Genomic DNA, 17,700 nt, shown 5'->3' with positions numbered 1-17,700 from the left:
CTGTGACCTGTGCCCATGGCATTATATGTGTGTTGCGGTGGTGATGCGTGCCATAACGGGCGGGCGGCGTCGTCGTCGATCCGGGCGGGCATGCACCAGCTGTTCATCTGCGACCTGTACGCTTGCCATATGGCAAAAAAGAAGCGTTACCGTAAGGGCCCCGTGATGTTGCGGGGCAAGCACATTCCGAACACCACCACGGATGCCAGGCTCTTGCGCCCATTCCAGGACCCCTCCTTCATCCACTCCGAGCCCTGGCGGATCATGCGAATCCAGGCCGAGTTCGTAGAAGGCTTCGGCGCGCTGGCCGACCTCGGCCCGGCGATCTCCATCTTTGGTTCCGCCCGCACCCCGGAAGACGACAAGTATTACCAGCTCGCCGAACAGATCGCGCGCGAGCTCGTCTCCCACGGCTACGGCATCATCACCGGCGGCGGCCCCGGCATCATGGAGGCCGGCAACAAGGGCGCACACGAAGCCGGCGGGGTCTCCGTGGGCCTCGGCATCGAGCTGCCTTTCGAACAGGGGATGAACCAGTATGTCGACGTCGGCATCGACTTCCGCTACTTCTTCGTCCGTAAGATGATGTTCGTCAAGTATTCCTTGGGTTTCATCGTCATGCCCGGCGGGTACGGCACGATGGACGAACTGTTCGAGGCCCTCACCCTCGTCCAAACCAACAAGGTCTCCTGCTTCCCTGTGGTGCTCGTGGGCAGCGAGTACTGGACGGGGCTCGTGGACTGGATCGAGGGCCGTCTGCTAGCCGACGGCTACATCTCCGAGGGTCACGAGAAGCTCTTCCAGGTGGTCGACACGGCCGACGACGCCGTCTCGGCCGTCCTCGAGGGCGTCCACCGGCTCGCGGAGGAGAAGCGTTCGAACGGGAAGTAAGCCCGGCGCGCGCCACCGACCTGGGGCGGGGCCGCAAGTGAACACCTGACGCGGTCCACGTATTAACGTAGAATATGAGTATCGGGCGCAAACGTGCCCCGGAAGGAGTAACCATGGCAGCCATGAAACCGAGAACGGGAGACGGGCCGCTCGAGGCGGAGCGTGACCTCCACGGAACGACTTTGAGGATGCCTCTGGAAGGCGGAGGGCGCCTCGTGCTCGAACTGAGCGACGAGGAGGTCAAGTCCCTCCACGAGGTCCTGGGTAAGGTCCTTGAGCTTTAGCGCTTGACGCTCACTAACACACCGTCCCCGAGGGGAATGAGGCTGGAGACCAGGTCTTCAGCCTCAATCAATTCCCGGCCAAGGTTGCGCAGGGCCACCGTCGCCTCGTCGCGGCGGGCCGGATCCGCTACCCGATCGTCGTTCAGGGCGTGGGAGAGCACGAGCGTGCCGCCCGGGCGCAGCATCCGCAGGGCCTCAGACACGTCGCCCGCGGCTTCGAGCGGATCGCCGTCCACGAGCACCAGGTCATAGGAGCGTGAGGCGAGCCGGGGGAGCATGTCGGAACTGCGGCCGTTGATGAGCCGGAAGCGGCCGGGGCGAATGTGGGCCGCGGCCAGGTTCTCCCGCGCGTATCCCTGCGCTTCGGCGTCGGTATCAATGGAGGTCAGCACCGAGTCCGTGGAGGCGGCCAACAGGTAGAGCGCCGACACGCCCGTGCCCGTGCCGATCTCCGCAATGGTTTTCACGCCCATCGCGGCGAGGCAGGTGAGGAAATGTCCGGTGGCGGCCGAGAGCGCCTCCACCCCCAGATCCGCGGCGTGCTCACGCGCCACCCGCACCACGTCCGATTCCGCGACGATGTGCTCGGCGTACGTCCACGACTGGGCCTTATCCACTACCGCCCCTTTCTGTTGCTCTTTACCAGCATCTTAACGCGAACGTGGCCGGGGCGATGCCGGCCACGCACACTCTTCGCTGTCACTTACCTTAGTTGTCGATTGGCTTGACCCCGAGCGGGCGGCCGGCCAGCCCGCGGGCACGATGGGCGAGGGTCTTCGCCACCGCCCGGATCACCTCCTGCGCAGGCGACTGGCCCGGCTGGATCGCGAACGGGGTGCCGGCGTCGCCACCCTCGCGCAGGTCCTGCTCGAGCGGAACTTGCGCCAGCAGCGGCACGTTGTAGCCGAGATTGCGCGAGAGCTGGGCGGATACGGCGTCGCCGCCGCCCGCGCCGAAGATCTCCATGCGCGAGCCGTCCGGCATCGCCAGGTAGGACATGTTCTCGATGATGCCCACCACCCGCTGGTCGGTCTGCTTGGCCATGAGGCCCGCGCGCTCCGCCACGTCGGCCGCCGCCACTTGCGGGGTGGTGACCAGCACGATCTCGGACTTGGGGATGAGCGAGGACACCGACAGTGCGATGTCGCCGGTCCCCGGCGGCAGGTCGATGAGGAGGACGTCCAAGTCACCCCAGTACACGTCCGCGAAGAACTGCTCGAGCGCGCGGTGTAGCATCGGGCCGCGCCACACCACCGGGCCGTTCTCCGACATGAAGTTGCCGATTGAGATCGTCTTCACGTCGTGCACCACCGGTGGGATGATCATGTTGTCCACCACCTGCGGCGGGTGGGTCACACCCATCATTTGAGGGATCGAGAAGCCGTAGATATCGGCGTCGACCACGCCCACCTTCAGGCCCTCCTTCGCCATCGCCGAGGCGAGGTTGACGGTCATGGAGGACTTGCCCACGCCGCCCTTGCCGGAGGTGATCGCGTACACGCGCGTGAGGTTATCTGGCTGGGCGAAGGGGATGACCCGCTCGGGTTCGCCCCCGCGCAGGGTCTTCTTCAGCTCGGCGCGTTGCTCATCATTCATCACGCCCATGCTCACGGTCACGGATGCCACGCCTGGCATCGCGCCCACGACGTTCTGGGTGTCGGCTGTGATCGTGTCCCGCAGCGGGCACCCCGCCGTGGTCAGATCGATCCCGACGACCACGTTGCCGGCCTCGTCGATCTCCACGGAGCGCACCATCCCCAGATCGGTGATCGGGCGCCGAATCTCCGGGTCAATGACCTTGGCGAGCTCGGCCTTAATGTCTTCAATGCTCGGTAAACTCATGCGTTTATCCTATCCTTGACCTTCGCCAGTTTCGAGCTGGGCAAGCCTCGCTTCGAGCTCGACGATCTTCGCGTCTTTCTCCGCGACCTCCTCTTCTCGCTCGAGGAGCCGTTCGCGCAATTCGAACTGGTCACGCATCTCGGAGCGCACGAAATCGCGGGTGGCGAGGTCCTGCATCGACATCCGCAGCGAGGCGATCTCGCGCAGGAGGAACTCGGTGTCGGCGAGCGTGCGCATTGCGTGCTGGCGGTCCTGTTCGGCGCTCACCCGATCGCGATCATCCTGCCGGTTCTGGGCGAGCAGGATGAGCGGGGAGGCGTAGGAGGCCTGCAGGGACAGCATGAGGGTGAGCGCCGTGAAGCCGAGCGCTGCCGAATCGAAGCGCAGGTGATCGGGCGCGAAGCTGTTCCACACCAGCCACAGCCCCACGAACAGGGTGAGCCAGATGATGAACTTCGGGGTGCCCGTGAAGCGGGCGATCCGCTCGGCAATGACCCCGGTGGCCTCCGAATCGACGGAGGCGCGCCACCTGCGCCGCCGCTTACCGAGTGGCTGATCGAAACTCTCAGGCATCGCGGCCCTCCTCATCGGTGGGGTCTTCTAGCAGATCATCGACATGGCGTTCGTCGATATGGGTATCGATCTGCTCCTCGTCCGCATCGCGCCAATCCTCGGGCATGAGGTGGTCCAGCACGTCGTCGACCGAGACCGCGCCCACCAGCAACCCGTTGTCTACCACCGGCAAGATCGTGAGGTTGTAGGTGGCGAGCAGGCGGGTGATGGTGCCGATCCCGTCGTCGGGGGAGAGCGACTCCACCTGGTCAATGATCGAGCCGACCATCTCCGACGGCGGCTCGCGCAGCGCGCGCTGGAGGTGGACCACGCCCAGATACTGGCCCGTGGGGGTCTCTGTGGGCGGGCGCACGATGAAGCACATGCTGGCGATCGCCGGGGCCAGGTCCTCCCGGCGGGCCGCGGCGAGCAGCATAGAGATCGGGGCGTCGGGGGAGAGAATCATCGGCTCGGTGGTCATGAGGCCACCGGCCGTGCGCTCCCCGTAGGACATGAGGCGGCGCACGTCCTGGGCCTCGTCGGGCTCCATCTTCGACAGGAGGATCTCCGCCTGCGCGGGCGGGAGCTCGTTGATGAGGTCGGCTGCGTCGTCCGGCTCCATCTCCTCCAAGACGTTGGCCGCGCGCTCCACCTCAAGCGCACTCATGACCGTCACCCGGTCCGCGTCCGACATCTCCTCCAGCACGTCCGCCAGCAGGTCATCGTGCATGTGGCGCGAGACCGCGATGATGCGATCATCCGGGAGGTCGGACAGGAGGTCGGCAATATCGGGGGCCTTCAGCTCGTTGATCTGGGCCAGTAGCGCCGTGGCGGCCTGGTTGGCCACGCGCGTGCGCAGGCCCGTGACCGACGTGACGGGCACGATCTTCGTGTTTCCGGCCTCCGGCCCGCCGCGCGCCATCCGCACGTACAACGAGGTGAGCCGCCATTCGCGGTTCCCCTCCTGCTCGATTGCCACGTCCTCCACGACGGCCCGCCCTGAGCCGTCGTTGAACTGGACCTCGCGGTCCAGAATCTCGCCGAGCACCATGGTCTCCGACGGGCGCTTCTCAAAGCGCCGGATGTTGAGCAGGCCGGTGGTGATGACCTGGCCATTGGCGATCGCCGTCACGCGCGTGAGCGGCATGAAGACGCGCCGCTTGCCGGTTACGTCCACCACCAGCCCCACCGCAGACGGCTGGCCGCGCAGGCGGAAAACCACGACCACGTCGTGTACCTTGCCCACCCGGTCACCGATCGGGTCGTAGACGGGTGTGCCTGCTAAGCGTCCAATAAAAACTCGTGTTCTGCTTCCTGACATCTGTGTCCTTTCCCGACGGTGCGGGCTGCTTACTGCTGGAGGTGGGCCATCCACGCCTCCACCGCGTCGGCCGTGCGCGGGATGTCCTCCGAGAGGCGGATCGCCCCGTCCTCCGTGACCAGGATGTCGTCCTCAATCCGCACACCGATCCCGCGGAATCGTTCGGGGACCTTGAGGTCATCCTCACGGAAGTACAGGCCCGGTTCGATCGTGAAGATCATCCCCGGCTCCAGGTAAGAATCCTGGTAGAGCTCGCGCTTGGCCTGCGCGCAGTCATGCACGTCGAGCCCCAGGTGGTGGGACGTGCCGTGCGGCATCCACCGGCGGTGATACTGGGCCTCGGGGGAGAGGGACTCCTCCGCCGACACCGGCAACATCCCCCACCGCTCCAGGTGCTTGGCGATAACCTCCATGGCGGCCGCGTGGATGTCCTTGAACTGCACCTTGTCTTGGGCCACCTCAAGCGCGCGCTCGCAGGCCTCCAGCACGGCGTCGTACACCTCACGCTGGGCCTCAGTGAACTTTCCGTCGATGGGCAGGGTGCGCGTGATGTCGGCCGTGTAGAGCGAATCGACCTCCGCGCCGGCGTCGATAAGGATGAGCTCCCCGTCGCGCAAGCGCCCGTCATTCGTGATCCAGTGCAGTGTGTTGGCGTGATTACCGGCCGCGGCGATCGTGTCGTATCCCAGGCCGTTGCCCTCCTCGCGGGCCTTGGCTTGGAAGGCGCCCTCGATCACGCGCTCGCCGCGCCAGTGATCGATCGCGCGCGGCATTGCGCGGATCATCTCCTCAAAGCCGGATTTGGTGACATCGATGGCCTTGCGGATCTCCGCCACCTCGTAGGCGTCCTTCGTCAGGCGGATCTCCGAGGCGGCCTCGGCCAGGCGCGCGTCCGCCTGCTCCGCGCCCTCGGTCAACCCGTTTTGCTGGCGCAACTCGGCCACGAGGGCCTCCACCGCCGGATCGGACTGCGGGACCACGCGGATCTGTACCGCGCCCAGGTCCTTCGAGATCGCGTCCTTCATCTCATCAATATGGGCCACCTTCAACCCCGTGGCCGTGGACATCTCCTGCGCGCTCAGCCGCGGCCCCACCCAGAACTCGCCATGGCGGGAATCGGCGTAGAACTCCTCCGAGGAGCGCGGGGCGCGCGGGTGGAAGTAGAGGACCGCCTCATGGCCGCCCTCCACCGGGTTGAGCACGAGCACCGCACCCGGCTCGTCCTCCCCGCCCAGGCCGGTGAGGTGAGAAAACGCCGAGTGGGCGCGGAAGCGGTAGTCCGTGTCATTCGAGCGGACCTTCAGATCGCCCGCCGGGAACACGAGTCGCTCGCCCGGAAATAGCTCCGAGAGCCGCTTGTGGCGCGACGGGGTGTAATCAGCGACCTCCATGCGGGCCGGACCGGCGGGCCGCGCGCCCCAATCCTGGCCGATGAACTCGCGAAACGCCTGGCTCTGGGGGCGCTGCGTGCGGTTGTGTGCCTTTTCTTCGTTGGTCTGTTCACTCATATTTCTAGTATCCCACGTGCATCGGACAAACTTGAACCGAGGTTGCTCTAAGCGTGAAGGAAATTTAGCGTGGAGCCATGATCGACTTGCACACCCATTCCGCGCGCTCAGACGGCACGCAGAGCCCCACCGAGCTCATGAATTCCGCCCGCGACGCCGGCCTGACCTGCGTGGGCCTCACCGACCACGACACGATCTCTGGCTGGGACGAAGCCGGCCGTGCCGTTGCGAGAACCGGCGTCAGCCTGGTGCGTGGCATGGAGGTCACCTCCCAGTTTCACGACGACGGCGGGCGGGTCAGCGTCCACATGCTCGCCTACCTCTTTGACCCCTCGGCCCCTAAGCTCTCAGCACACCGCCAGCAGCTGCAGGAAAGACGGGCGGATCGGGCCCGGCAGATTGTCGACCGCCTCGCCCAGGACTTCAACCTGACGTGGGACGCGGTGGCGGACGTGGCCGGCGAGGGCGCCGTTGTCGGAAGACCCCACATTGCCGACGCACTCATCGCAGCCGGGGTGGTGGCGAACCGCGAGGAGGCGTTCGCGCAGCTCCTGCACCCGCGCGGGAAGTATTACGTGCCGAACTACTCGCCGGACGTCTTCGACGTCATTTCGTGGATCAACGCCGCCGACGGCCGGGCCGTCTTCGCCCACCCGATGGCCGCCACGCGCGGCAAGACCGTGCCGCTCGAGGCCCTGGACGAGATGGCGGAGGCCGGACTTTTCGGCGTCGAGGTCGATCACCGGGATAACCCCCTCGAGCGGCGGGAGGAGCTGCGCCAGCGAGCGCGATCACTCGAGCTTTTCCAGTTTGGCTCCAGCGATTACCATGGAGCAGGAAAACCGAACCGCTTGGGTGAGCACACCACGGATTCGGACACGCTCGCCGCCCTGGAAGAGGGCGCTTTCCTGGAGGTTATACGCCCGTGAATTTTGATGGGGCGCTGTTCGCGTCCGCCTTCGCCACGCTGCTGGTGATTATTGACCCGCCTGGCAACGTACCCGTGTTCATGGCGCTCACGCGCACCCTGAACAAGGCGGGGCGGAAGAAAGTGGCATTCCAGGCGAACTTCATCGCCCTCGCCCTGTTGCTCCTGTTCGGCTTCTTCGGCTTCTTCCTCTTCGGCTACATGGGCATCTCGCCCGAGGCCCTGCAGATCTCGGGCGGCCTGCTCCTCCTTCTCGTGGCGCTCCAGCTGCTGACGGGCAAGGAGGAGGACCCGGGCTCGGCCGGCGGCACGATCGCGGTGGCCATGGTGCCGCTCGGCACCCCGCTACTGGCGGGCCCGGGTTCGATCGTGGCGTTCATGCTGCTCATGCGCGATTCGGCCGGCGATCCGTGGGCTCAAGCCACCGTGATTGGAGCGGCCGTGACGGTGCTACTGATTTCTTGGATCTCGATGCACTTCGCCGGGGCGATTATGCGCCTGCTCGGCGAGGCCGGCGTCATGCTACTCACCAGGCTCTCGGGCATGCTGCTGGCCGCGATCGCCACCCAGCTCATCATCGCTGGCGTGCTCGGCGTCATTCGGCCACTGACCAGCTAACGCGCGTAAAAGGAAGGTGTCCCTGCAAGAAAGCGGGGACACCTTCCTTTTACGCGCCTTATGCGCGAAGCTTGTGCTTAGGCCTCGGGCGCCTTACGCACCCGACGCCGGCGCGGCTTATCGGTACGCGGCTTATCCGTGCGAGGCTGCTCGGAGGACTCGGACGCCCCGGAGGAGACACGGGTGCGGGTGCGCTTGCGGCCCGAGCGGCCGGCCTCACCCTTACCACGGCCCCCGCGGCCCTTATTACCGCGGCCGCCACGCCCGCGACCGCGCGGGCCCCGGCCGGTCTCGCCCAGGTCCTCGATCTCCTCGGCGTCCAGGCCGGCGCGCGTGCGCTGGGAGCGCGGCAGGCGGCCGGTGACCTCGGGGTCGATGTCGAGGTCGGTGTAGAGGTGGTCGGACGTGTGGTACGTCTCCACAGGCTCGGGGTAGCCGAGGTTCAAGATCTTGTTGATGACCGACCAGCGCGGGGTGTCCTCCCAATCCACGAAGGTCACGGCCGTACCGGCCTGCCCGGCGCGGCCCGTGCGGCCAATCCGGTGCAGGTAGGTCTTCTCGTCCTCCGGGCACTGGTAGTTAATGACGTGGGTGACGTCGTCGACGTCGATACCGCGCGCCGCGACATCGGTGGCAACCAGCACGTCGATCTTGCCGTTGCGGAAGGCGCGCATCGCCTGCTCGCGGGCGCCCTGGCCGAGGTCGCCGTGGAGGGCGCCGGTGGCAAAGCCGCGCGACTCGAGCTCGTCGGCAAGGCGCGCGGCGGCGCGCTTGGTCCGCGTGAAGATGATGGTCAGGCCACGCCCGCGGGCCTGAAGGATGCGGGCCAGAACCTCGCTCTTGTTCAGCGCGTGGCAGCGGTAGACGACCTGCTTGACCTGCTTGACGGTGGCCGAGTCGTCGTCGGGATTCTGCGCCCGAATATGGGTGGGCTTGGACATGTAGCGGCGGGCCATCGTGATGACCGGGCCGGGCATGGTAGCCGAGAACAGCATCGTGTGGCGGTTCGGCGGGGTGGAGGAAAGGATCGCCTCGACGTCCTCGAGGAAGCCCAGGTCGAGCATCTCGTCGGCTTCGTCGAGCACCACGGTATGAGCGTGGGAAAGATCGAGCGTGCGGTGCTTGCCCAGGTCGATGATGCGCCCGGGGGTGCCCACCACGATCTCCGCGCCGCGGGCGAGTTCCTTGACCTGCGGCTCGTAGGCCTTGCCGCCGTAGACCTCAACCACGCGCACGGAGCGCTTCGCGGCGATGTCGCGAAGGTCGCCCGCCACCTGCTTGGCCAGCTCGCGCGTAGGGACGACGACGAGGCCCTGCGGCTTGCCGGGCGCGCGCAGTTTCTCCCAGCCTTCCTCGTCCGGGCCGATGACCTTCTCCACCATCGGGATGCCGAAGCCGAGGGTCTTGCCCGTGCCTGTCTTGGCCTGGCCGATGATGTCCGAGCCCTTGAGCGCCACCGGGAGGGTCAGCGCCTGAATGGGGAAGGGGTGCGTAATGCCCTTCTCGGCCAGGGCCTCGACGATGTCATCCGAGACGCCGAAGTCGGCAAAGCTCTTCGTCTCTAGCTCGAGCTCAGAGCCGGAGGCCTGGATGTCAGCTTTTGGTTCGTTCGCCGGGCGCACGGATGCCCCGGAGGTATTCACAATTCCAGAATGCACAGTATTCACTTTCGACATGGGGGCGCCGTGTGCGCCCGGGCAGCCGATCGTGAAAATTCTTTTGAACAAACGTGACGACCGGTCAACCAAGATTGATTCTACCGCGTGGGGCGCGCCCGCCCGGTGAGGGGTGGCGCGCTACACATTAAAAGCCGAAGCCGACGCGGCGGGCTTCCGCCTCCTTGCACTGCACGTAACCGAGGGCGTCGGTGGGAACGACGACGACGTTGCCCTCCTTATCCGTAAACGAGAGGACGGCCCCGGCGGCGAGCGCCTGCTCCACGCGCTCGGAGACCTCGTGTGCGGTCAGGTCGACGTCGAGGCTCAGTTCGCGGGCGACGTTGCGGATGCCAATGCTGATTTCCATGATTCCTCCAAGGCTTGATCTGGCAGTATCGTACCCTGCCGGGTGGGCGGGAAGATTTCGTGCGGCGCAATTCGGCTGTGGCCGAAAAAATTGTCGGAGGTGGTCGTTAAGCTCGTGAGCATGAACAAGACATGGGATGAGAACCAGGCCGCGGTGCTGGAATTGCGGGCGCCGTGCACGGCGTCGGTGATCGGTGCGCCCGGCACGGGGAAGAGCGCGCTCGTGGTGGAGCTGGCGGCGCGGATCATGCGGGAGGATCCGGGGGCGCGCGTGGCGCTGCTTTCACCAGATCGGCGGGCGGCCTCCGATCTGCGCAACAGGATCTCGGTGGAGCTGGGCTACCTGCCGGGGACGCTGCAGGTGCAGTCGCTCACGGCGTTCGCGTTCGGGATCGTCTCCACGTACGCCCAGTTCATGGGGCGGCGCGAACCCGAACTGATCTCGGGCCCGGCGCAGGATTCGCTCATTAAGGAGCGCTTCGAGCTTGCCCTTGAGCTGGGGGAGGCCGGGATAGACGAGGAGGTGGCGCAGCTGCCGGCCTACCGCGCTGAGTTCCGTGATCTGCTCACGCGCGCCGCGGAGCTGGAGCTGTCACCTGCCGATCTGGTGGACCTCGCCCGGCGTTATGATGAGCCGATTTGGGAGGCCGGTGCCACGGTGATCAAGGATTATGACCTGGCACTCGCCACCCAGTCCGCGCTGGGGCACGCCAACCCTGACCTGGTGGACCACGCGCGGGTCATCACCCAGGCCGCCGCGATGCTGCGCGGCTGGGAGGCGGCAACCCCCAGAGGGCAAGGCGGCCTCGACATCGCCAAGCCGCGCTGGGACTGGGCGATTGTGGATGACGTGCAGAACGCCACCCTCGCCCTGCGGACGCTCCTCCTTGCTCTGCAGGAGGACGGTACGTCGGTGGTGACGTTCGGCGATCCGGACGTGGCCGTCCAGGGTTTCCGCGGGGGCATTGCCCACCTCCCGGCGCTGCTGTGCAAGCCGGCGGCGGGCGGGGGAATCGGCGCGTCGCAGATGGTCCTCGGCACCGGCTATCGGTGCGATGGTCAGGTTCGCGTTCTCCTGGATAAGGTGATCAGCGGCATCCACACGGCGGGAGTGAGTGGCCATCGCCGGCACGCCAATGCGGCGGAGGATGGGTCCACCGTCCGGGCCCTCACCTTCCCTCACGGCGATGAGGAGCTTGCCTTCGTGGCCACGGAGCTTCGCCGGCGCCACCTTGAGGAGCAGGTGCCGTACGCGAATATGGCGGTGATCAGCAGGTCGACGTCGTCGCACGGCAGCATCCGCCGCACGCTCCTCTACTACGGTGTGCCGGTTCAGACCATCGTCAATGATCAGCCGCTGCGGGAACAGCGGGCAGTGGCATCGATCATCGAGCTACTGGAGATTGCGCTCTCTGATGGCCCGGTGGAGGGCGAACGGATCGAGGCGATGCTCACCGGCCTGCTCTTCGGCATCGATCCGCTGCGCCTGCGAGCCCTCATGAGGGAGATGCGCGGCTGGGAGCTGGCGGCCAAAGGGCGGCGCACGAAAGCCGAGCTTTGGCAGGACATCGTGGCGGGCGGAGAGGTGTCAGCCAAGATCCCGGAGTTCGCACGCGTTACGGAGGTACTGTCCTCCATCCGGCAGGCCGCAGCCGCCGGTGGCCTTGGAGAAGAGGTGCTCTGGGCGGCGTGGGACGGGGTCGGTGTCGCCGAATCCTGGCGCGAGCAGGCGAGGGCGGGAGGCCCAGCGGGCGACATCGCTGATCAGGATCTTGACTCGGTCATCTCCCTGTTCCGCATCGCCCAGCGCCAGGCGGATCGGGACGTCACAAACGCCACTATCCACGCGCTCCTTGAGCTGCTCGAGAACCAGGACCTGCCCGAAGACTCGATCGCGCGCATGGGCGGGGGTGCTGACGAGGTCGCGCTCGTGTCGCCGTCGGCCACGGTGGGACGCGAATGGGATGTCGTGGCGATCGTGGGCGTCAATGACGGCGCGTGGCCCAACACGCGCCTGCGCAACCCGCTGACAAAGGTGCCCAAGCTGGTCAACATCGTGGTCGGCTCCGCGATGGCAGGGCAGGACATCGAGCCGAGCCAGCTGGTCAGCGAGGTGATTGATGATGAGCTGCGCATGCTCGCCCAGGCGGTCAGTCGCGCGCGGCGCGAGGTGCTGATCACCGCCCAGGAAAACGACGAGGCGCGGCCATCCCGGTTCTTGACCTGGCTGTTTCCGGAGCTTGAGCGCGGGAAGGCAAGCCCGGCAACGCTCGATGAGGCGGGCCTCGTGGGCAAGTTGCGCCAGGCCTTGCGGAGCGGGGATGGGCATCTTGAACGGGAAGCCGCCGTTCTACTCGAGGAGCTCGCGGCGGCGGGCGTGCGCGGTGCCGACCGGTCGACATGGGTCGATGAGCTGGCACTCTCCACTGAGGAGCCGGTGATCGCGGGGGATTCGGCGCTGTCGCCGTCACGCGTGGAGGGCCTATTGAAATGCCCGCTGTCGGCCTTCCTCGATCGTTCGAATGCCACGTCGGAGGAGTCGGGAATCTCTGCCGAGATCGGGACTCTCATTCATGGGCTCGCCGAGGATTTCCCAGCCGGGCCGCGCGAGGCGATCGAACAGGCGTGTGCGGAGAGGATCTCCGCGATCGAGTTTCCGGACGGGCTCGAGGGGGTTCTGCTCCGCGACCGCGTGAACGCCATGGCGCGTAACCTTGGCGATTATCTCGAAAACAGCGCACCGTACGTCCTCCTGGAGCAGGAGGCGTGCGCCAGCCTCGACGGAAAAGACCACACGATCAATGTCAGCGCGCGCATCGATCGACTCGAGGCTGTCGGCTTTGGGGTGGGGGTGGTTGATTTCAAGACTGGCAAGCAGCCGATCACTGTGAAAGAGACCGGCAGCAACCCGCAGTTGCTGCTCTACCAGTGGCTCCTGAACGCCCACGGCATCAAGGGCTACGCCACGTCTGAGGGGGCGCGGCTCGTCTATGTAGGGACAGGCGAGGGCAAAGTAGTGGTACGCGAGCAGGGTCCGCTTGAGGCCGAGGACCTTGACCAGGTAGCCGAGATGATTCGGCAAGCGGACCTCGCCCAACGCGGCCCCGACTATGCCGCTCTACCCGGCTCACATTGCCGGAACTGCCGTTACGTTTCCTCGTGTCCGGCCATGGGGCCAGGAAGGATTTTCTCATGATCCCTTACGAAGACTTCGCCAAGACGCTCGCGTTTGCCCCCACCGCCGAGCAGGAGGCCGTGATCCGGAGCGAGGACCGCGCCATCGCCGTCATCGCGGGGGCCGGATCGGGCAAGACAGCCACGATGTCGCAGCGGATCGCCTGGCACGTGGTCAACGGGAACGTGCGCCCGGACGAGGTGCTGGGGCTCACCTTTACCACGAAGGCGGCAGGTGAGCTCGCCGAACGAGTCGAGAGCCAGTTGCGCGAGGCGGCGGCGAAGGGGCTCCTGCCCGGCCTCGTTGAACCTCAGGAAGAATCTGGTGAGGACGATCGGTCGGACGCGATTCATCGCGCCCTGGCGCGGCCGACCATCGCCACATATAACTCCTTCGCCTCTGAGATCGCCTCGGCGTATTCCATGCTCATCGGGGAGGACCCGCGCGCCCGGCTCATCACGGACGCGGAGCGCTTCCAGATCATGGGACGTATCGTCAACGGCATCGACATAGTCGACCCACGATACGCGGTCCTTCGGGCATCGGCGGTCTCGACCATCATTAGTCGCGCTCTGCACCTCGTCGATGAGATGGTGGGCAACGAAGTCGATGCAGGCGAGTTCCGCGCCTACCTCGAGCGCGAGCTGAGCGCTGTCTACCAGCTCCACGGCGTCACCGGCAAGCGCGGGACGGGCACGGAGGCCTCGCGCGCCGAACAGAGCAAGCTCACGGGGATGATCGCCGGGATGAACTATCGCGTGGCTCTCAGCTACCTCGTCGAGGAGTACGTGGCGTATAAGAGGGACAACTCCCTCATCGAGTTTGCCGATCAAATCGTTCGCGCCCGCAAGATCCTGTCCTCCGTCCCCGAGGTCCGCCAGGAGCTCAGCAAGCGCTACAAGCTCGTCTTGCTTGACGAATATCAGGACACGTCTGCGAGCCAGGCGGAGTTCATCGAGGCGGCGTTCACGGACTCGTGGTCGGTGTGTGCTGTGGGAGACCCGAATCAGGCCATCTACTCCTGGCGCGGCGCGTCCTCGGCAGCGCTGTCCGACTTCATGGACAGGTTCGGTGTGGCACGGAACCTCACCCTGTCCACGGCCTTCCGCAACGGGCGCAGGATCCTCGACGTGGCCAACGCCCTGACCGAGGGCAAGCTCAGCTACGCGAAGCTCACTGTCAAAACACTCCAGCCGCATGCAAAATCGCAAGATGGCCGGGTGGTCCACGTGCATCGCGCCTTCCGCTATGACTCTTACAGGGATATGGCCGACTACTTCAAGGAGGCCTTCGACCAGGCTCAAGCCGAGGCGGCAAGGGCGATCGGGGAAGGCCGAGATCCTGGACGGGCTCCCACCGCGGCGATCCTGTGCCGGGCCCGGTCCTACATGGATCACGCGATCGCGGCGCTGGAAGAAGCCGGCGTGCCCTATGAGATGGTGGGCGGCCAGATGCTGATCGAAAGGCAGGAGATCCGCCTCGTGCGGTGCGTTCTGGGCCTGAGCGTGAACCCGGCGCGCAACGATCTCCTCGTCCCACTTCTGACCTACTTCGCGATCGGTGCGAGGGACATCGCGGCGCTTTCGGCGCTCGCGGGCCGCCTTGCCCGAACCACTCGCCAAGAGTTGAGCGAGCAGGTGGGTGACGGGCTTGACGTCCCGACCAACCTGGTGGAGGCTTTGGCGGCGTTACCGGATGGCCCAGTGGCCGGAATGAGCGAGGAGGGCTACCGCCGCCTCGTTCACCTTGCTCGCCTGCTCGAGCGGGCGCGGAACAGCAGGCACTTGGCCATCCCGGAGGCGATTTCCGCCGCAATCGACCTGCTCGATCTGCGCGCCCATGCCAAGGCCCGCAGGACGGGCGGTGCCCCGGTGACCGCCGCACTCGCCAGCTTCATTGGCTTGGGTGCGGATTACGCGAAGAGCATTCCCGGTTCGCGTCTGGAGAGCTTCGTCGAGTGGGTGGACATGGTCGAGGCCCACGAGCGCTTGGGCGAGGACGAATCGGGTGGGGACGTCCCCGTTTTCGGCGAATGGGAGATCGAGCCAGAGTCGGGCGTCGTCCAACTGCTCACCGTCCACGCCGCAAAGGGGCTCGAGTGGGACCTCGTTGGCATTCCGGACATGAAGGTGGATGGCTTCGACGAAAAGACGAGCGAAAAGCTCTGGCAAGAATCGCGCGACGGGTTGCCCTACGCCCTGCGCCAGGATCGCGAACACCTGCCCGATCTGTCCATCGCTGACATCGTGGGCAAGAGCGGCGTGGTCACGCCGCTGAACAAGGTGGGCCTCCTTGAGGAGGTCCACGCCTACCGCCAAACGGCCTTTACCCAACACCATGTGGCTGAGAGCCGCCGTCTCGCCTACGTGGCAGTCACCCGCCCACGCAGCCTGCTCATCCTGTCCTCGTATGATCTCACCGGCCCGGAGCAGGCGGAGGCGGCCCTGAAGAAGCTCGCACGGAGTGTTGGCCATGAGGACGCGGCCGAGGCGCAGATGCCCCAAAACACGTTCATCACGGATGTCGAGCCGTTCACCGAGGCAGATCCGGACAACGATCCGGTGCTGACTGGGGTTGATCTCGAATTCATTGCGTTGGCAGCGACCCAGATAAGCGTGGTTCCGGACGCCAAGGTGTGGCCGGCGGACGTCGATCGTCGCCTCGAACGTGGGCCCGTTCCCGTCGTCACTGCCGATCGCGCCGTGGTCGAGCAGTGGAGGAGGGAAGCGGAGGTGATCATGGCGGAGCGGGAGGCGCCACCGCAAGCTCGGGGGCTCGCGCGCGACTACCTCACGGCGTCCGACGTCGTGGCGCTCGCCCAGGACCAGGACGCCTTCCTGGACGAGCAGTACCGACCGATCCCACGCCGCCCCTCACGCGCAGCACGCACCGGCGTGCTCGTCCACGCGGCCATCGCCCACTCTTTCGACGCCGCCTCTACGATGGACATCGACGCCGTGGCCGACCCGGACGAGATGCCGATCGACGTCGTGCCCCTGGACGATGAGCGGATCGCCGAGCTGATCGCGCGCTTCGGGGGCTCGCGCTACGCCTCGTGTCCGGCGCTCGCGATCGAGGAGGGGATCGACGTGCGGGTGGGGGACTACCCGGTGCGCTGCGTGATAGACGCGGTGCTTGACACCTCGGGCGTGCCCGGCCTGCCCCCGGTCACGATCGTCGATTGGAAGACGGGCCGCAGGCCCAGCGCCCAGCAGGTCGCCTCCCGCCAGTTCCAGCTCGGGCTCTACCGCCTGGCGTGGTCGCGCGCCACGGGAACCGCGATGGAGGATATCGCGGCGTGCTTCTACTACCTCGGCGATGATGACCCGGAGCGGCGTGAGCTTCACGCCGGCAACATGAGCGAGGAGCAGATCGCGGACTACCTCCGCACCCACCTGCCCCCGGCAGAACGGTCGGAGAGGAGGGGCTAGTCAAAGGAGCTGGTAGTGAAGCCGGCGCCGTCGGCCGCCTCTGCCTCCACCTCGGTGGCGCGACTGACGGCCCAGGTGGGCCCGGTGGCCAGCTCGGGGTCGGCCTTTACCTCGGCGGCGAGCTCGTCCATCATGGTGCGGGCCTCGTCTACGATCTGGTGCTGGCCGCTGCGCGAGCCGAAGAGCATCCAGCGTGCGAGTGCCAGCTCGGACAGGAGCACGGCGCGGTTGAAGAAGTGCTCGTCGACGGGCTGGCCGATCGCGTTCTCGTAGGAGGTGAGCACCGCCTCGAACAGCTCCTCGTCCAGGCCCGAGACGAGGGTGGAGAAGTCGAGCGCCGGGTCGCCCACGTGTGCCGAGCCAAATCCGAGCACGCAGGAGATTGAGCAGTCGGACCACATGAACTGGTCCGGGCCCACGTCCCCGTGCACTACCCGCGGCTCGAAGTCCCACAGGTCGGTGGCTTCGAGCGCGTTCTCCCACCGGCGGCGAAGCACGGGCGGGAGGGGCGAGGCGGCGTCGGCGTCGTGAAGGTCGGACAGGAGACGGCGCCGCGTAGTCTGCGCGTCGTAGGAGGGCAGGCCCGCCGATTCGACTGTCTCGCGGGGGAGGAGGTGGATGGCGGCGAGCGCGCGGCCGAGTTCGTGGGCGGCGTCGGTATCGAGCTCGTCGAAGTCGCGCTCGCGGCCCATGGGTGCGACGTAGACGACGGCGTGCCCGTCCTTGACCTGGGCGAAGCCCGCGGGGCGGACAACGTCGAAGGGGAGAAGACCCTGGCGGAGCGCCTCGAGCAGGGCGGGAGCGATGGCGGCCTCCGCCTCAATCATGGCGCCTGCCATGGGGTGGAGGGGGTGCTTGACGATCCAGCGCCGGCCGCGCGAGTCGATGACGCCGCCGAATTGGAAGTCGGAGGTGCGCGTGTACGGGCCGCGCACGCCGACCGCGTCGAGGCCGTCGATAGCGGCCACGGCCAACGCTGCGAGCTTGAAGGGGGTCTTATTCACCCCTCCACGGTAACGATTTTTAGCGCAACGCGCGTGGCGTACACGCCCTGACGGAACTGTCTGGCCCCACAGGCGCCCGTATATCACAGTCGCGAAATCCCGTGCGCAAGTTATCCACAGCT

Annotated in this window: 14 protein-coding genes; 6 read left to right on the top strand and 8 right to left on the bottom strand. The window is 66.4% G+C overall.

Features of this window, described 5'->3' with window-relative positions; genetic code table 11:
- Nucleotides 1–129 precede the first annotated feature (129 nt).
- Nucleotides 130–891 carry an LOG family protein gene (locus tag HMPREF3174_RS00160; RefSeq protein ID WP_070447320.1) on the top strand — a complete coding sequence of 254 codons (762 nt, stop codon included), beginning with the start codon at nucleotides 130–132 and terminating at the stop codon, nucleotides 889–891.
- 113 nt (nucleotides 892–1,004) lie between these two features.
- The gene (locus HMPREF3174_RS00155) at nucleotides 1,005–1,175 is read left to right on the top strand and encodes a DUF3117 domain-containing protein (protein ID WP_068538472.1); all 171 of its coding nucleotides are present in this window, start codon (nucleotides 1,005–1,007) and stop codon (nucleotides 1,173–1,175) included.
- Here the strand turns inward: HMPREF3174_RS00155 and HMPREF3174_RS00150 are convergent.
- The 5 genes from HMPREF3174_RS00150 to HMPREF3174_RS00130 form a co-directional block, all read right to left on the bottom strand.
- The gene (locus HMPREF3174_RS00150; protein WP_068538471.1) at nucleotides 1,172–1,792 is read right to left on the bottom strand and encodes an O-methyltransferase; all 621 of its coding nucleotides are present in this window, start codon (nucleotides 1,790–1,792) and stop codon (nucleotides 1,172–1,174) included. The two genes, HMPREF3174_RS00155 and HMPREF3174_RS00150, sit on opposite strands and share 4 nt — an antisense overlap.
- 91 nt (nucleotides 1,793–1,883) lie before the next feature.
- On the bottom strand, nucleotides 1,884–3,017 hold the full coding sequence (locus HMPREF3174_RS00145; RefSeq protein ID WP_068538470.1) for an Mrp/NBP35 family ATP-binding protein: 1,134 nt from the start codon (nucleotides 3,015–3,017) through the stop codon (nucleotides 1,884–1,886).
- Nucleotides 3,018–3,026: 9 nt separating this feature from the next.
- Nucleotides 3,027–3,590, bottom strand: coding sequence for a DUF1003 domain-containing protein (locus HMPREF3174_RS00140; protein ID WP_062613929.1), 564 nt, complete (start codon nucleotides 3,588–3,590; stop codon nucleotides 3,027–3,029).
- Nucleotides 3,583–4,890 (bottom strand): magnesium transporter MgtE N-terminal domain-containing protein, encoded by a 1,308-nt coding sequence (locus HMPREF3174_RS00135; protein WP_062613930.1) that lies wholly within the window; start codon nucleotides 4,888–4,890, stop codon nucleotides 3,583–3,585. The genes HMPREF3174_RS00140 and HMPREF3174_RS00135 overlap by 8 nt, the downstream gene beginning before the upstream one ends.
- A 29-nt stretch (nucleotides 4,891–4,919) precedes the next feature.
- Complete coding sequence (locus HMPREF3174_RS00130; RefSeq protein WP_068538468.1) at nucleotides 4,920–6,398, bottom strand: aminopeptidase P family protein; 1,479 nt, start codon at nucleotides 6,396–6,398, stop codon at nucleotides 4,920–4,922.
- 77 nt (nucleotides 6,399–6,475) lie between these two features.
- Here HMPREF3174_RS00130 and HMPREF3174_RS00125 point away from each other — a divergent pair, with 77 nt between their 5' ends.
- Both HMPREF3174_RS00125 and HMPREF3174_RS00120 read left to right on the top strand, forming a co-directional pair.
- Complete coding sequence (locus HMPREF3174_RS00125) at nucleotides 6,476–7,327, top strand: PHP domain-containing protein (protein ID WP_070447269.1); 852 nt, start codon at nucleotides 6,476–6,478, stop codon at nucleotides 7,325–7,327.
- Complete coding sequence (locus HMPREF3174_RS00120; RefSeq protein ID WP_062613933.1) at nucleotides 7,324–7,944, top strand: MarC family protein; 621 nt, start codon at nucleotides 7,324–7,326, stop codon at nucleotides 7,942–7,944. The genes HMPREF3174_RS00125 and HMPREF3174_RS00120 overlap by 4 nt, the downstream gene beginning before the upstream one ends.
- A gap of 77 nt (nucleotides 7,945–8,021) precedes the next feature.
- On the opposite strand, the gene HMPREF3174_RS00115 is transcribed toward HMPREF3174_RS00120, so the two are convergent.
- Nucleotides 8,022–9,620, bottom strand: a complete 1,599-nt coding sequence (locus HMPREF3174_RS00115; RefSeq protein WP_062613934.1) for a DEAD/DEAH box helicase — start codon at nucleotides 9,618–9,620, stop codon at nucleotides 8,022–8,024.
- Between the two features lie 127 nt (nucleotides 9,621–9,747).
- The gene (locus tag HMPREF3174_RS00110; protein ID WP_062613935.1) at nucleotides 9,748–9,969 is read right to left on the bottom strand and encodes a DUF3107 domain-containing protein; all 222 of its coding nucleotides are present in this window, start codon (nucleotides 9,967–9,969) and stop codon (nucleotides 9,748–9,750) included.
- Nucleotides 9,970–10,089: 120 nt separating this feature from the next.
- Between HMPREF3174_RS00110 and HMPREF3174_RS00105 the strand changes: the two genes are divergently transcribed.
- Nucleotides 10,090–13,164, top strand: a complete 3,075-nt coding sequence (locus tag HMPREF3174_RS00105) for a UrvD/REP family ATP-dependent DNA helicase (RefSeq protein ID WP_148132133.1) — start codon at nucleotides 10,090–10,092, stop codon at nucleotides 13,162–13,164.
- Entirely contained in the window at nucleotides 13,161–16,574 is a 3,414-nt protein-coding gene (locus tag HMPREF3174_RS00100) for a UvrD-helicase domain-containing protein (RefSeq protein WP_070447262.1), read from the top strand. Before HMPREF3174_RS00105 ends, HMPREF3174_RS00100 begins: the two co-directional genes overlap by 4 nt.
- Here HMPREF3174_RS00100 and HMPREF3174_RS00095 read toward each other — a convergent pair.
- Nucleotides 16,571–17,578: a phosphotransferase gene (locus HMPREF3174_RS00095; RefSeq protein WP_070447260.1), complete on the bottom strand. Its 1,008-nt coding sequence runs from the start codon at nucleotides 17,576–17,578 to the stop codon at nucleotides 16,571–16,573. The two genes, HMPREF3174_RS00100 and HMPREF3174_RS00095, sit on opposite strands and share 4 nt — an antisense overlap.
- Nucleotides 17,579–17,700 lie beyond the last annotated feature (122 nt).

Source organism: Trueperella sp. HMSC08H06 (assembly GCF_001808465.1).
Lineage (GTDB): Bacteria > Actinomycetota > Actinomycetes > Actinomycetales > Actinomycetaceae > Trueperella > Trueperella bernardiae.
The sequence above is the reverse complement of the archived record's forward strand: the minus strand, read 5'-3'. Positions and strand labels throughout refer to the sequence as shown.